At 61.5% G+C, this 13,687-nt stretch carries 12 protein-coding genes and 1 riboswitch; of the genes, 7 read left to right on the forward strand and 5 right to left on the reverse strand.

Annotated elements, in window-relative coordinates; translation table 11 throughout:
• The first annotated feature begins 18 nt into the window (after positions 1 to 18).
• Positions 19 to 354 (forward strand): Hpt domain-containing protein, encoded by a 336-nt coding sequence (locus tag C3F36_RS18555; protein ID WP_039038838.1) that lies wholly within the window; start codon positions 19 to 21, stop codon positions 352 to 354.
• Between the two features lie 12 nt (positions 355 to 366).
• Here C3F36_RS18555 and C3F36_RS18560 read toward each other — a convergent pair whose 3' ends face one another.
• Entirely contained in the window at positions 367 to 1,290 is a 924-nt protein-coding gene (locus tag C3F36_RS18560) for a gluconeogenesis factor YvcK family protein (protein WP_104456085.1), read from the reverse strand.
• A gap of 113 nt (positions 1,291 to 1,403) precedes the next feature.
• Between C3F36_RS18560 and C3F36_RS18565 the strand changes: the two genes are divergently transcribed.
• A complete protein-coding gene (locus tag C3F36_RS18565; protein WP_104455656.1) occupies positions 1,404 to 2,585 on the forward strand; it encodes an FIST signal transduction protein in 1,182 nt (393 codons plus the stop codon).
• An 18-nt stretch (positions 2,586 to 2,603) separates the two neighbouring features.
• Entirely contained in the window at positions 2,604 to 4,679 is a 2,076-nt protein-coding gene (locus C3F36_RS18570; RefSeq protein ID WP_199769618.1) for an ATP-binding protein, read from the forward strand.
• 273 nt (positions 4,680 to 4,952) lie between these two features.
• Here the strand turns inward: C3F36_RS18570 and C3F36_RS18575 are convergent, their stop codons facing one another.
• The 4 genes from C3F36_RS18575 to narQ all read right to left on the reverse strand — a co-directional run bounded on the left by C3F36_RS18575 (position 4,953) and on the right by narQ (position 8,753).
• Entirely contained in the window at positions 4,953 to 5,528 is a 576-nt protein-coding gene (locus C3F36_RS18575; protein ID WP_010674148.1) for an LON peptidase substrate-binding domain-containing protein, read from the reverse strand.
• A 380-nt stretch (positions 5,529 to 5,908) separates the two neighbouring features.
• The gene (locus C3F36_RS18580; protein WP_104456087.1) at positions 5,909 to 6,256 is read right to left on the reverse strand and encodes a globin domain-containing protein; all 348 of its coding nucleotides are present in this window, start codon (positions 6,254 to 6,256) and stop codon (positions 5,909 to 5,911) included.
• Between the two features lie 146 nt (positions 6,257 to 6,402).
• Complete coding sequence (gene narL / locus C3F36_RS18585; RefSeq protein ID WP_039038841.1) at positions 6,403 to 7,041, reverse strand: two-component system response regulator NarL; 639 nt, start codon at positions 7,039 to 7,041, stop codon at positions 6,403 to 6,405.
• On the reverse strand, positions 7,041 to 8,753 hold the full coding sequence (gene narQ / locus C3F36_RS18590; RefSeq protein WP_104455657.1) for a nitrate/nitrite two-component system sensor histidine kinase NarQ: 1,713 nt from the start codon (positions 8,751 to 8,753) through the stop codon (positions 7,041 to 7,043). The genes narL and narQ overlap by 1 nt, the downstream gene beginning before the upstream one ends.
• A 78-nt stretch (positions 8,754 to 8,831) precedes the next feature.
• Positions 8,832 to 8,971: riboswitch (molybdenum cofactor riboswitch) on the forward strand.
• On the opposite strand from narQ, the gene moaA reads away from it, so the two are divergent.
• The 4 genes from moaA to napA all read left to right on the forward strand — a co-directional run bounded on the left by moaA (position 8,959) and on the right by napA (position 13,681).
• On the forward strand, positions 8,959 to 9,942 hold the full coding sequence (gene moaA, locus C3F36_RS18595; protein ID WP_052815761.1) for a GTP 3',8-cyclase MoaA: 984 nt from the start codon (positions 8,959 to 8,961) through the stop codon (positions 9,940 to 9,942). Its footprint overlaps the riboswitch before it by 13 nt.
• Before the next feature lie 251 nt (positions 9,943 to 10,193).
• Positions 10,194 to 10,703: a ferredoxin-type protein NapF gene (gene napF / locus C3F36_RS18600; protein ID WP_041212734.1), complete on the forward strand. Its 510-nt coding sequence runs from the start codon at positions 10,194 to 10,196 to the stop codon at positions 10,701 to 10,703.
• Positions 10,700 to 11,002, forward strand: coding sequence for a chaperone NapD (locus tag C3F36_RS18605; RefSeq protein WP_010674154.1), 303 nt, complete (start codon positions 10,700 to 10,702; stop codon positions 11,000 to 11,002). The genes napF and C3F36_RS18605 overlap by 4 nt, the downstream gene beginning before the upstream one ends.
• A 189-nt stretch (positions 11,003 to 11,191) precedes the next feature.
• Positions 11,192 to 13,681, forward strand: a complete 2,490-nt coding sequence (gene napA, locus C3F36_RS18610) for a nitrate reductase catalytic subunit NapA (protein WP_041212735.1) — start codon at positions 11,192 to 11,194, stop codon at positions 13,679 to 13,681.
• The last annotated feature ends 6 nt before the right edge of the window (positions 13,682 to 13,687 follow it).

The following is a 13,687-nucleotide window of genomic DNA, read 5'->3' on the forward strand; positions in this document are numbered from 1 at the left end:
CATCATAGGGAAGAGAAGATGGAGTGGCTGGATCAGAAAGTGCTGCGACAACTGGCAGATGACATCGGTCACGAGATGATGCCGGTCGTCATCTCGGTGTTTGTCGAAGAGGTAGGCGAGCAGTTGGCCCAATTAAGACCGCTTTTTGAGCAGCGGGACTGGTCAGCCCTGGCGCGTGTTGCCCACAGCATGAAATCGTCCTGTGGCAGCTATGGCGCCAAACCCAGCTATCAGCAGGTGATGGATCTGGAGTCCGCCTGTCGCCGGGAAGATGAGCAAGAGGCCGGCAGACTGCTGGCTGAGCTGGAGCACTCCCTGCCCCAGGTCTTCACCCATCTGGCCCAGTTTCACTGATCCAGAAGGGTATCAGCCCGCCATGTCGCGCTCGCCAAGCCTGCTCAGGATCACGGTGTCGAGTGCCAGCCGCAGCTTGAGGCGGTCGTGGCGGTGGGGGAGGGCCGCTTCACCCAGCTCGGCCCGAACGAGGCAGTGCTGCAGCTCGGGTACCTGGGGGCCCTCGGGAGCCAGAATGGCATCGATCCGGCCGCTGCCTATCCGCTCTTCCAGCCAACGATGCTGACTGGGCAGTGACAACTGGCCTGCCGGACCCTCTTCGTCCACCAGATTGCTGATGAAGACGACGATGGCGCGGCTGCTGCGGATCGCCTCCGCAATCTCGCGCAGCAGCAGAGGAGGCATGATGGAGGTGAGGAAGCTGCCCGGCCCCAGGATGATCATGTCGGCCTGGCTCAGCGCCTCGACCGCTTCGCGCGTGGCGGGCACTACCGGTTTCAGGCTCAGGGCCCGTGGCGGTGTGGTGAGCTGATCGATGGAGACCTCTCCCAGGATCTGATCGCCACAGACGGTGTGGGCGCACAGATCGGTGGGATGCTCGGACATGGGCAGCAGATTGGGTTCAATTTCCAGCATGTCGCTGATGAGCCGGATGGCATCCAGGGGGCGCACGCAGAGGTTGTCGAGGGCCAGCAGCATCAGGTTGCCGAGGTTGTAGCCCGCGAGCTCGCCGCGGCCGGTAAAGCGGTGCTCGAACAGCTGGCTACCGATGCTGGGGGTGGTCACCAGCTGGTTGAGGCAGTTGCGCAGATCCCCCCAGGCGATGCACTCCTGGCTTTTGCGCAGGCGTCCGGTGGAGCCGCCATCATCCGTGGTGGTGACGATGCCCGTCAGCCGGGATCCCAAGAACGACAGGGAAGAGAGCACCCGGCCCATACCGTGCCCGCCGCCGATGGCGACAACCCGGTCGAAGTCATTGATATTTTTCTGCCACATGCAGTGATCCCGTGGGAGGCCAGTGAGCACCATTCTAGTCTCCATGGCCAGGTAATTGTTTGATAAGGGTATGATTTTTGCTTGATGCCAGCATCCCGTACCCCTAGGAGACGATGTTGAACTTCCTGACGGCTCACTCGCTTGCCGAGACGACCCCACTGGCCGCCCAACAAGTTACAGAGCGGTTGCATGCCCAGTCATCCCATGTTCCATCGCTGTTGCTGGTCTATTTTACCCAAGCACACGAGGCGGCGGAACTGCGCCGTGCGCTCAAGGCACGTTTTCCCGATACCCGGCTGATCGGTTGCAGCTCCTGTGGCGGTATCCTGACCCAGGATGGGCATCATGGTCGGCATGGCTGGAGCCTGTCGGTCGCCGCCCTTTATGATGACAAGGGGGCATATGGCGTGGCTGGCCAGATGGGGGATCAACCGGATGTGCGGGCATTGCTGCGCCGCGCCATCGCCGATGGTGGCCGACCGGGAGAGCTGCCGCAGCTCGTGTTGCTGCACACCAGCCCGGGGCTGGAGGAGGCTGTGCTCGCGGGGATCGACGCTGAGTTTGGCGCGACCGTTCCCGTCGTCGGCGGGTCGGCGGCAGACGACGGCGTGGCCGGGCAGTGGCAGCTGTGCTGGGACGAAGGGGAGGGATCACAAGGGTGCGTGTTGGCGGTGCTTTACCCCGACTGCCAACTGGCGTTCCAGTTTCACTCAGGCTATGTACCCACCGAGTGTCGCGGCATCATTACCGGGATAGACGGGCGGGAGGTGCTGACCATCGATCACGAGCCGGCGGCCCGGGTCTATGGTCGCTGGACCGAGCGTGCGACGCCCTGGCCGGTGGGCACCATCCTCAGGGAGACGACGCTCTCGCCACTGGCCCGTCAGGTCGGCATGCTCGATGACCTGCCCTACTACAAGCTCTCCCATCCCGAGGCGGTGACGGCGCGGGAGGGGCTGCGCCTCTTTACCGAAACCCGACTGGGAGAGCGGCTGCTGCTCATGTACAGCAGCCAGGAAGGGTTGTTGCAGCGCAGCCTGAATGCGGTGAATATCGAGCCTGAATATGGCATGGCGAGCAATATGCGCCCCTTTGGCGCCCTGGTGGTGTTTTGTGCCGGTTGTCGGCTGGCACTGGGGGACAGGCTGGGGGACATCGTCAGTCAATTCAGTCAGAGGCTGGGTGAGATCCCCTTCATCACGCCCTTTACCTTCGGTGAACAGGGACGATTACCCCATGGTGAGCTGGCACACGGCAACCTCATGGTGTCGAGCGTAATCTTCCTCGAGAGCTGACACTGTGCTGGATTCAAGATGATAGGCAATAGCGAACTCGAAACCCTGGGCGACAAACTGCAAACCACGCTGGTGGAGCTGATGCGTTGCCGGGAGCGGGAGGCCAGATATCGGGAGGAGTCCCAAGCCCTGCTGTGCGGGGTGGCGACCCTGGCACAGGCCCAGAGTCTGGAGCAGGTACTGGAGAGTCTCATTCTTGCTCTCAAGCCCTTTATCGGATTTGAGCAGGCGGACGTGGTCGCCTGGGAGGCCGTGAGGGGCAGCACCCATCTGAGCACCCAGCCGGACGAGGTGGGCCGGACCTGGTCGCTGACACCGCTCTTCTCCAGGGCCATCGAGGGAGAGACCCTTGTCATCTATGATCCCGCCCAACTGCCTGAGCTGGCGCCGCTGGCGGGGGCGCCGGGCTGGGCCAGCGTCATGATGACAGGCTTGCAGGGACCGGGGTTTTCCGGTGTGCTCATCTGCCGGCACAGCGTGGCGGGCACCTTCGATCTCAAGAGCAAGGCGGCGATGCAGCGTTGTCGCCCGCTCATCTCCCAGGCCCTGGTCAACATCGCCTATCGGGCTCGCCTGCAAGAACAGGTTGACCTCAAGACCCTGGCCCTGCAGGCCAGCGAACAGCGTTTTCGCAGTTTTGCCGCCATGGCCTCCGACTGGTTCTGGGAGACCGATCCCCAGCACAGGCTCAGCTATGTCTCTGCCCCTGGCTATCAGGGGGAGGTGTTGGCCCGCCAGACGGGGAGAAGCCTCTATGATTTTGCCCACGACAAGCAGGACACGGCCTGGAGCCACTACCGGCACCTGATCGCCCACCATCTGCCGGTGCGGGGAATGCGGGCCCAGGTGATGCTGGCGGGCGGGCCTTGCTGGATGGAGATCAATGCGGAGCCTTGCCATGATGCCGGTGGCCGCTTCCTCGGCTATCGGGGCACGGCGCGGGAGATAGGTAGCCAGATCCGCCGCGAGCAGGAGCTGGCGCGGGCGCGGGACGATGCCGAGACGGCCAACCGTGCCAAATCCCAGTTCCTCGCCATGATGACCCACGAGATCCGCTCTCCCATGAACGCCGTGCTGGGAATGCTGGATCTGCTGCAGCACGGCCGGCTCGACACTCCGCAACAGACCCTCATCGGCCATGCCACCCACTCTGCGCATCTGTTGCAGACCATCATCGACGATGTGCTCGATTTCTCGAAAATAGAGTCACATACCCTGACGCTGCACTGTGAACCCTTTCAGCCAGCCGAGCTGTGCCGTGCCCTGGTGGAGCCCTTACAGGCACAGGCCAGTGCCAAGGGCATCACACTGCACTGGCACCTGGATGAGACGCTCCCCGAACGCCTTCAAGGGGATGCCGTCCGCCTCTCCCAGGTGATAGGCAACCTGCTTGGCAATGCCGTGAAGTTCACCTCCGCCGGCAGCGTGCGTCTGGCGTTGACCTGGGAGGAGGAAAAGTTGGGGGTCATGGTCAGCGACACGGGGATCGGCATCTCCACCGAGGATCAGGCGTTGCTGTTCGAACCCTTCTATCAGGTCGACAGTTCGGCAACCCGCCGCTTCTCCGGCTCGGGGCTCGGACTGGCCATCTGCAGGCGGCTGGTGCAGCTGATGGGGGGAGATATTTGCGTGCAGAGCACGCCTGGGCTGGGAAGCTGCTTCTGGTTCGAGCTGCCCGGGATGGCCTCTCCCTGTGCTCCGGCCGCCGCCCCCGGCAGTGAAGAGTGCGCCAGACTGGAGCTGGATGTGCTGGTGGTGGAAGACAGTCCGGTCAATCAGCTGGTGGTATCCCTGATGCTGCAGAAGCTGGTGTGCAGGGTGAGGCTGGCAGGCAATGGTCTGGAGGCCCTGGCACAGGTGGCGAAGCAGCAGCCGGACCTTGTCCTGATGGATATGCGGATGCCGCAGATGGATGGGTTGGAGGCGACCCGGCGCCTGCGGGACATGGGGTGCGAGGTGCCCATCGTCGCGCTGACGGCCAATGCCATGATGGAGGACAGGGCCCGCTGCCTTGCTCAGGGCATGAACGATTTTCTGGCCAAACCCATCAGTCTTGCCAGGCTGCGAAGCTGCCTGCTCCGCCATTGCAGGTGATGCCGGCCGATTTTGGGTAAAAAAAATGGTCAACCTGGTGGTTGACCAATTCTTCAGCAAATACTGAAGAGAGCACGGGATAAATCGGGTTGTACGGTTTTATATGAAAAAGTCGTGCCAACTTTTCAAAACCTGTTATTTGCGGCCTGTAGCTGAGTTGTGTGTTATTTATCGCTACCGTGATTGCAAAATGCAATTCTCATTTTTTTCATTATAAGAATGCAGTGCCGAGAATTCGCGTTTTGCAAACCAACCGTTGACTCACTCTTTGACTCACTGTGCGATCAGTCGGCGCAAGAACTGGCGCGCCGCTTCACTGTTTTGTTTGGCAATCAACATCTGTTTTTCATAGATCGGCATGGGCAGGATCTCGAGCCAGCGCTGGCAGAGCCAGGCTGCATCGTCGAACTGCTTGTCCGGATAGAGCTCATCCAGTTCCGGGTATTGTGCAAAGACCTCTCTCAATCGGCTGACCAGCTGGTTGTCGCTGACATCAGAATCCGCACTCGGCCAGTTGGGCAACGGCTCGACCTGGGCGTGCCTGAGGCCTGCGCTATCCGTTTCCATCTCGTGGATGCAGAAGCGTTCAAGGCCGAGCACGGTGACCCCGAGCAAACCGTCGTTGAGGGTATAAAAATCAGTCACCTTGACGCGGGTGCCGACCGGGAGAATCCGTCCGCAGGTGCCCGTGCTGGTGGTCTCTTCCATCACGATGCCAAAGCCACGATCCTCGAGGAAGGACTCCTTGAGCATCTGCAGGTGGCGCGGCTCGAACAGGCGAAGGGGGAGCTTGCCACCGGGCAGAATGTGGGACGGCAAGGGGAACAGTGCCAGTTGTTGAAGTTTCATGTTCCATCCTCCTAATCAGTCATTGCTGAATGTGACAATGCAGTGACCGTGCCAGAGAGAGGTGGCGTGGCGAAGGGGTGAGTCATTTCCCGTGGTTATTTTTAATATCCATTTAAAATCAATCTATTGTGATTTGATGCCACGAACGCAGGCAAGGCAGTGCGAAAGGGATTCAGGTGAGGTGCTAGGGCGCCGAACATACCCCGTGTGCAGAATGAGTCTATTTTCGCATATTGCAAATTTGATTCATGCAAAATGCCTGTTACAGACCCATTGAGCGACTGGAGACAAAGGCCAGGGGATCAGGTGGTGAATTCGGTGTGCTGTGTCATGCCGTCCAGCATCAGGGCGGCTATTTCGTCGTACATCTGCGACCAGGCCTATGCCAGTGCCGGGGTAAAACCACTGCCGAGACGCCGTGCCAGTACCTGGGTCAGCGCCTGTTTGAGCAGCGCAAACTGGTGGGGTTGAACGTTGAATCGCTGGTGACGCCTGCCGAGATCGCGAATGATGAAACCCAGTGCATCCAGCTGGGAGAGGCTGGTGATGACGGTGTTCAGGGTGTCCGACACCTTGGCAACGGGCAGCTCCTGATGTGGGGGAAAGAGGGCCCTGAGTTCGGGGGACAATCTGAACAGCTCTTCATACACCTCCTGGACATAGCTGTTGTTCAGGGCGCTCACCCTGCCCCAGGCTTTCTGGACCAGCTCTATCTGCTCAAAGGTCATGTCGATGTTTCCTTCCCGTGCGATGTCATGAAAATAATAATCCATCTACTCAATAGAGCACCGGGTTCCGCGCCATTTGGGGAAAAGAAGAGGGGGCCAGCAAGGAGGCACGGATGGTGACCCCTTGCTGGCAGGAGGCCGGGACCTCAGTTGCGCTGTTCCAGGTACATGACGGCTGCTTCGACGCGGCTTTGGGCCTCGAGCTTTTTCAGCAGGCTCTTGACGTGGACCTTGACGGTTCCCTCGGAGATATGGAGCACGGAGGCGACCTGCTTGTTGGACAACCCCTTGGCGATTTCACGCATGATCTGCATCTCGCGTCGGGTCAGGCTCTCCAGCTTCTGCTGCAGGTGGTCTAGCTCGTAGATGTTCTCGAGATAGGGACGTAGCGGCTCGCTCAGGATCTGCTTGCCGGTCATCACGTCAGCCAGCTGGGCCAGCAGCATGTCAGGCTCGGTGTCCTTGAGCAGATAGCCGTCCGCGCCTGCCTTGAGCAGGGCAACCACATCCTGGCGGGCGTCAGAGACGGTCAGGATCACCACGCGGGAAGTCACCTCTTCGGCCCGCAGCGCCTTGAGGGTATCGAGACCTGACAACCCCTTCATGTTGAGGTCGAGCAGGATAAGGTCCGGTTCGGACTCCTTGGCCATGGCCACGGCGTCGGTGCCGTTGGAGGCCTCGCCAACCACGTCGATGTTATCTTCCAACTCCAGCAGTTGCACAATTCCCTTGCGCATCAGGGGGTGGTCATCCACGACCAGAACACTGTATTTCATCTCGTCCATCAGGCGTCTCTTGTTAGGCTGGTGGGAAAAGTCAGGTGTACGCGGGTGCCCCCGGAAGGCGGCTCACTGATGGTCAGCTGGCCGTGCAATTTGCTGGCGCGTTCATTCATGATGCTGAGACCGTAGTGATTGACCGCCGAGTTTGCGCCCCTTATTCCGACACCGTCGTCTGCAATCTGAACCTGGATGTTACCATCAGCCAGGGTCTCACAGCTAACGTCAATGCGCCGGGCATTGGCATGCTTGATGGCATTGAGCACTGCCTCACGGATCAGCTGCAGGATGTGAATGTGCTGTCCCGCCTCGAGATCGGTATCCGTCAGTCCGTACTGGAGCCCGATCTCGGCCCGGGTCTGGGGCTTGAGCTGCTCCAGCATGACGCCGATGGCTTCACCCAGGTTGGCATCGCCGATGCTGAGGCGGAAGGTGCCGAGCAGTTCGCGCAACTGGGTATAGGCGTTGCCGAGTCCCTCGTCGATCTGCTGCATGGCCGCTTCGGCCTTGACGGTATCCCCCTTGGCAAAGGAGCGCTTGAGCAGGGTGGACTGGATCTTCAGGTAGGAGAGCGCCTGGGCCAGGGAGTCGTGCAGCTCCCTGGCGATGACAGCCCGCTCTTCCATCAGCAGCAGGCGCTGGTGTTGCAGCAGGGTCTGATCCTTGTGCAGCACCTGGGCCAGCAGCATGGAGAAGTTCTTCATCAGCCGCTCGTCGACGGGATGGTCGCTTATCATGTCGAGCCGGCCGTACTCCTCCTCGTCCATCTGCAGGTAGAAGCTCACCATGGCCTCGAGATCGCCGGGCCACCCCTTGCGCCCCGTGATGTAGACCGGCATGGCATTGTGCTCGAAGCGGGTCAGCCGGATGTAGTCGATGTGCTGGTGGGCGGCGGCCCGCTCCAGCAGTTTTTGCAGGGTGCGGCGGCTGAGCGGCGCCGCGTGCAGTTTCTGGGCGGTGGAATAAAGGAAGGAGAGGGTGTCGTTGGCCTGTTGCAGCTTGGCGGTCTTCTCCTCCACCTTGCTCTCCAGCTCCCGGTAGAGCTTGCCGAGCTCCGCGGCCATGGTGGCAAACGCCCCCGACAGCTCCCCCAGCTCGTTTTCACAGTGGGGGGGCAGGGTCAGATCGAACTCCTGGCGCTGGATCTGGCGGGCGCAATAGACCAGCTGATTGAGCGGCGCCACCACCTGCTGGCGCGTGAAGCGCACCGTGCACCAGGCGATGGTGATGATGGCGAGCAGGCCGAGTCCCTCGGCCAGGGCCAGCATGCGCACCTTGAACTCCACGTGGTACTGCATCTGGTTGACGAAGTCGTCGATGGCGGCGACGAACTGCTCCGTGTTGTCGGTGTAGCGGCTGGGGGTGGCGTTCTCGATGTGCTCGCGCATCCTCTGCCATTGCAGCAGCACCTCGCCGTAGGTGCGGCGCAGGGAGGCGGGCGTGATCCAGCGCTGGGTCTCCTGCAGCTCGGGGGCATTGAGGGTCTGCTCGAACTGGGCGAGCCGGCCGAGCACGACCTGATCCTTCTCGATTTCATAGGCCATCCGGTAGGCCTGCATGCGCAATGAGCCCGACAGGTTGATGGCTTTGGCGTCCGGCACCGAATAGAAGAGGGTGACCATGGCCACCAGGGCGATCAGGCTGGCCATGAACAGGATCAGCACCATGGCGCGACCGATGGCGCTGCTGACCGACTGCACTCTGAACCATTTTCCCATGCCGACTGGCTCCCCTTACACCGATAAAGACCCCACAAAGTAGCATGGGAGTGTACTCCAAGTTGTGCTAGCATCGAAAAACTAGATGAACTCCGAGCGGTTTTGCCTAAGTCATTGAGATAGGGGGAGATCGCCGTCAGCCGATGTTCGAGCTGAAAGGGTCAGGAAAGAAATGCCCTGGCCTCCCGTATTTGGAAAGGTGTTTATGTTGCCACTTGAAGATGGTTTTTCCCGTCGCTTTTACTATTTGCGCCTGTCGGTCACCGACGTGTGCAATTTTCGTTGTACCTACTGCCTGCCGGACGGCTATCGCCCCTCGGAGGTGCGCAAGTCCTTTCTCTCCCTGGAGGAGATCCGCCGCGTCGTCTCCGGCTTTGCCGCCATGGGGACGCGCAAGGTGCGTCTGACCGGTGGCGAGCCCTCCCTGCGCCGCGACTTCACCGCCATCATAGAGACGGTCGCCAGTACGCCCGGCATCGAGAAGGTGGCCATGACCACCAACGGCTACCGCCTGAAGGAGCGGGCCCGGGAGTGGTTCGATGCGGGCCTCAATGCCCTCAACGTCAGCGTCGACAGCCTGGATCCCAGGCAGTTTCACCAGATCACCGGCGAGAACAAACTGACCGAGGTGATGGCGGGGATAGATGCCGCGCTGGCCGCCGGCTTCAAGTCGGTCAAGATCAATGCGGTCTTGCTCAAGGGGCTCAACGACCACCAGCTGGATGCTTTCCTTGCCTGGATCCGGGACAAACCCATCGAACTGCGTTTCATCGAGCTGATGCAGACCGGTGAGATGGACACCCTGTTTCGCGATCACCACACCAGCGGGGATCTCATCAAGCAGCGACTGCTGGAGACAGGCTGGGTGCAGCAACTGCGAGGCCTGGACGACGGTCCTGCCCAGGTGTTCATGCACCCGGCGTCGCAGGGGGGGGTGGGGCTCATCATGCCCTACAGCAAGGACTTCTGCGCCGGCTGCAACCGGCTGCGGGTCTCCTCCGTGGGCAAGCTGCACCTGTGCCTCTTTGGTGACAACGGGGTGGAGTTGCGGGATCTGCTGACGGCCGACGACCAGCAGGAGGCGCTGCAGTGGCGGATCCGCCAGGCGCTGACCGGCAAGGCCGCCACCCACCGCCTGCACGACGGCAATGCGGGCATGACCCCCCACCTGGCCTCCATCGGCGGCTGACCCCGATCGCCAGGCCCAAATGGCCAGCGATTAATTAGCAATCCTCACATAGGGGTAATTTGCCTTGCCCCTGTCTTGCCTAATTGCGCCAAGGGTTTGATCCAGCGCAAGAATCCCCCCTGTTTATCCCCCTGGTGGTATATCCCCTGACTTGTCAGGGCCGCAATATACACCCACGCTTATAATTGGCATTGAAAATGCCAGTCACGGGATCCGCGCGGGGGCATTCGTCCCCGAAAAGAGGAGTCGATATGACCGACGGGGTCAACTTGTCACGCAGAGGCCTGTTTCGGGGACGCCTGAGCGCCCCCAAGGCTGGGATCCAGTTGCCCTGGTCCGTCTCCTGGGACGAGTTCGTGGCCGGCTGTACCCGCTGCGGCGACTGTCTGGCGGCCTGTCCGGAGCAGATCCTGATCAAGGGAGACGGGGGCTTCCCCACGGTGGATTTTCACCGCGGCGAGTGCACCTTCTGCACCGAGTGTGTGAGCGCCTGCCAGGCGCCGGTGTTCAGGCCGACAACCCAGACACCCTGGGAGTATGTGGCCCATATCGAGGCGGGCTGTCTGGCCACTGCCCAGGTGTTCTGCCAGCGCTGTCAGGACAGCTGCGAGCAGCAGGCCATCCGCTTTTCCCCCCGGCTGGGGCGCGTACCCACCCCCGGCATCCATGCCGAGTCGTGCAACGGCTGCGGGGCCTGCGTAGCGGATTGCCCAGTGGGCAGTATCAGCATCGGTCTGTCTCGTGGCGAGGCTTCGCGATGACCCAAGAGACGAACAAGTTGGAAAACGGTGATATGACGCGAGAAGAGTTCCATGTATCCAGCCTGGTGGTGCTGACCCAGCCCGATCTGCGCCACGCCCTGGCAGAGCGGATTGCGACCCTGGACGGGGCCGAGATCCACGCCGTCAGCGAGGAGGGCAAGCTGGTGGTGACCTTGGAGGGGCCGAGCCAGCGCCCCATCATGGCGGCCATCGACACCATTCAGGGGTTGCCCGGGGTGCTCTCTGCGGCCCTGATCTACCACCAGTTCGATGAAATGGACGCCGAAGATGGGGAATAAGGCGTCATGTGGCAGAAGCGCAAGAGTCGTTCGCTGACCGCCACGGGTAATACACGGGATGCCGGGTCTGTTGTCTGCGTTCGATGAACGAAAAGCCCAGAGCAAAGGAATAAAGCGCCATGGAGCTGAGCCAGCGCGGCTCGTCACAATGGCTGTCATTGATGTGATTAAGCAATGCGAGGATATGTCATGAAGCTGAGTCGACGCGACTTTATGAAGGCCAATGCGGTGGCGGCAGCCGCTGCCGTGGCCGGTGTCAGTGCCCCCACTCTGGCGGCGAACCTGATCACCAGTACCGACAAGACCGCCATCACCTGGGACAAGGCACCGTGCCGCTTCTGCGGGACCGGCTGTTCCGTGCTGGTGGGCTCCCAGGCTGGCCGCGTCGTGGCGACCCAGGGGGATCCCGATGCACCGGTCAACCGTGGCCTGAACTGCATCAAGGGCTACTTCCTCTCCAAGATCATGTACGGGGAGGATCGCCTGACCCAGCCCATGCTGCGCATGACGAACGGCAAGTTCGACAAGAACGGCAACTTCGCCCCCATCAGTTGGGATCAGGCCTTCGACATCATGGCCGAGAAGTTCAAGGCGACCCTGAAAGAGAAGGGCCCGACCGCCGTCGGCATGTTCGGCTCCGGCCAGTGGACCGTCTGGGAAGGCTATGCCGCCGCCAAGCTGATGAAGGCAGGCCTGCGCTCCAACAACCTGGATCCCAATGCCCGTCACTGCATGGCCTCCGCGGTAGTGGGCTTCATGCGTACCTTCGGCATGGATGAACCCATGGGCTGCTACGACGACATCGAGCAGGCCGACGCCTTCGTGCTGTGGGGCTCCAACATGGCCGAGATGCACCCCATCCTCTGGTCGCGCATCTCCGATCGCCGTCTGTCCCACCAGGATGTGCAGGTGCACGTGCTCTCCACCTTCGAGCACCGCAGCTTCGAGCTGGCGGACAACGGGCTGGTGTTCACCCCCCAGACCGATCTGGCGATCCTCAACTACATCGCCAACTACATCATCCAGAACGACAAGGTGAACTGGGAGTTCGTCAACAAGCACACCCAGTTCCGCAAAGGGGTGACCGACATCGGTTACGGCCTGCGTCCCACCAACCCGCTGCAGCAAAAGGCCAAGAACCCGGACAGCGGCGACTCCACCCCCATGAGCTTCGACGACTTCGCCAAGTTCGTGGCGGATTACGATCTGGAGTCCGTCTCCAAGCTCTCCGGCGTGCCCAAGGACAAGCTCGAGAAGCTGGCCCAGATCTATGCGGATCCGGACAAGAAGGTGGTCTCTTACTGGACCATGGGGTTCAACCAGCACACCCGTGGCGTCTGGGCCAACAACCTCTGCTACAACATCCACCTGCTGACCGGCAAGATCTCCCAGCCGGGCTCCGGCCCCTTCTCCCTGACCGGCCAGCCCTCCGCCTGTGGTACCGCCCGTGAAGTGGGTACCTTCGCCCACCGTCTGCCGGCGGACATGGTGGTCACGGATCCCAAACACCGCGCCATCGCCGAGAAGATCTGGAAGCTGCCGGAAGGCACCATCCCGGAGCAGGTGGGCTACCACGCCGTGCTGCAAAACCGCATGCTCAAGGATGGCAAGCTCAACGCCTACTGGGTGATGTGCAACAACAACATGCAGGCCGGCCCGAACATGAACGAAGAGGCGCTGCCCGGTTATCGCAACCCGGCCAACTTCATCGTGGTCTCCGACCCTTATCCGACCGTGACCGCCCAGGCGGCCGACCTCATCCTGCCCACCGCCATGTGGGTGGAGAAAGAGGGGGCCTATGGCAACGCCGAACGTCGCACCCAGTTCTGGCACCAGCAGGTGAAGGCACCGGAAGGGGCCAAGTCCGACCTGTGGCAGCTGATGGAGTTCTCCAAACGCTTCACCGTGGAAGAGGTGTGGCCGGCTGAGTTGATTGCCAAGATGCCGGAAGTGAAGGGCAAGACCCTGTTCGACGTGCTCTATGCCAACGGCCAGGTGAACCAGTTCCCGAAAGAGCAGAGCAAGGGGGCCCTGAACGACGAGGCCGAGCACTTTGGTTTCTACGTCCAGAAGGGGCTGTTCGAGGAGTACGCCTCCTTCGGTCGCGGCCATGGCCACGACCTGGCGCCGTTCGATCAGTATCACGAAGCCCGTGGCCTGCGCTGGCCGGTGGTGGACGGCAAGGAGACCCTGTGGCGCTATCGCGAAGGGTTCGACCCTTACGTGAAGGCGGGGGAGGGGGTGCGCTTCTACGGCAAGCCCGATGGCAAGGCGGTGATCTTCGCGCTGCCCTATGAGCCGGCTGCCGAAGCTCCGGACAAAGAGTACGACATGTGGCTCTCCACCGGTCGCGTGCTGGAGCACTGGCACACCGGCACCATGACCCGTCGCGTGCCCGAGCTCTATCGCGCCTTCCCGGATGCGGTGCTGTTCATGCACCCGGAAGATGCCAAGGCCCGTGGCGTGCGCCGTGGTGAAGAGGTGATCGTCTCCTCCCGCCGGGGCGAGGTGAAGACCCGGGTCGAGACCCGCGGCCGCAACCGTCCGCCCAAGGGACTGGTGTTCATGCCCTTCTTCGATGCGAGCCAGCTGGTCAACAAGCTGACCCTGGACGCCACGGATCCGCTCTCCAAGGAGACGGATTACAAGAAGTGCGCCGTCAAGGTCATGAAGGCCTGAGGCGGG

Source organism: Aeromonas sp. ASNIH2 (assembly GCF_002934795.1).
Taxonomy (GTDB): domain Bacteria; phylum Pseudomonadota; class Gammaproteobacteria; order Enterobacterales; family Aeromonadaceae; genus Aeromonas; species Aeromonas caviae.

Bases quoted from the DNA above. Each gene is read 5' to 3' on its own strand.
- napF (WP_041212734.1), top strand. From the start codon at position 10,194: ATGACCGACGGGGTCAACTTGTCACGCAGAGGCCTGTTTCGGGGACGC.
- C3F36_RS18605 (WP_010674154.1), top strand. From the start codon at position 10,700: ATGACCCAAGAGACGAACAAGTTGGAAAACGGTGATATGACGCGAGAA.
- narL (WP_039038841.1), bottom strand. From the start codon at position 7,041: ATGGACGAGATGAAATACAGTGTTCTGGTCGTGGATGACCACCCCCTG.
- C3F36_RS18580 (WP_104456087.1), bottom strand. From the start codon at position 6,256: ATGACCTTTGAGCAGATAGAGCTGGTCCAGAAAGCCTGGGGCAGGGTG.
- C3F36_RS18565 (WP_104455656.1), top strand. From the start codon at position 1,404: ATGTTGAACTTCCTGACGGCTCACTCGCTTGCCGAGACGACCCCACTG.
- napA (WP_041212735.1), top strand. From the start codon at position 11,192: ATGAAGCTGAGTCGACGCGACTTTATGAAGGCCAATGCGGTGGCGGCA.
- C3F36_RS18570 (WP_199769618.1), top strand. From the start codon at position 2,604: ATGATAGGCAATAGCGAACTCGAAACCCTGGGCGACAAACTGCAAACC.
- C3F36_RS18575 (WP_010674148.1), bottom strand. From the start codon at position 5,528: ATGAAACTTCAACAACTGGCACTGTTCCCCTTGCCGTCCCACATTCTG.
- narQ (WP_104455657.1), bottom strand. From the start codon at position 8,753: ATGGGAAAATGGTTCAGAGTGCAGTCGGTCAGCAGCGCCATCGGTCGC.
- C3F36_RS18555 (WP_039038838.1), top strand. From the start codon at position 19: ATGGAGTGGCTGGATCAGAAAGTGCTGCGACAACTGGCAGATGACATC.
- moaA (WP_052815761.1), top strand. From the start codon at position 8,959: ATGTTGCCACTTGAAGATGGTTTTTCCCGTCGCTTTTACTATTTGCGC.
- C3F36_RS18560 (WP_104456085.1), bottom strand. From the start codon at position 1,290: ATGTGGCAGAAAAATATCAATGACTTCGACCGGGTTGTCGCCATCGGC.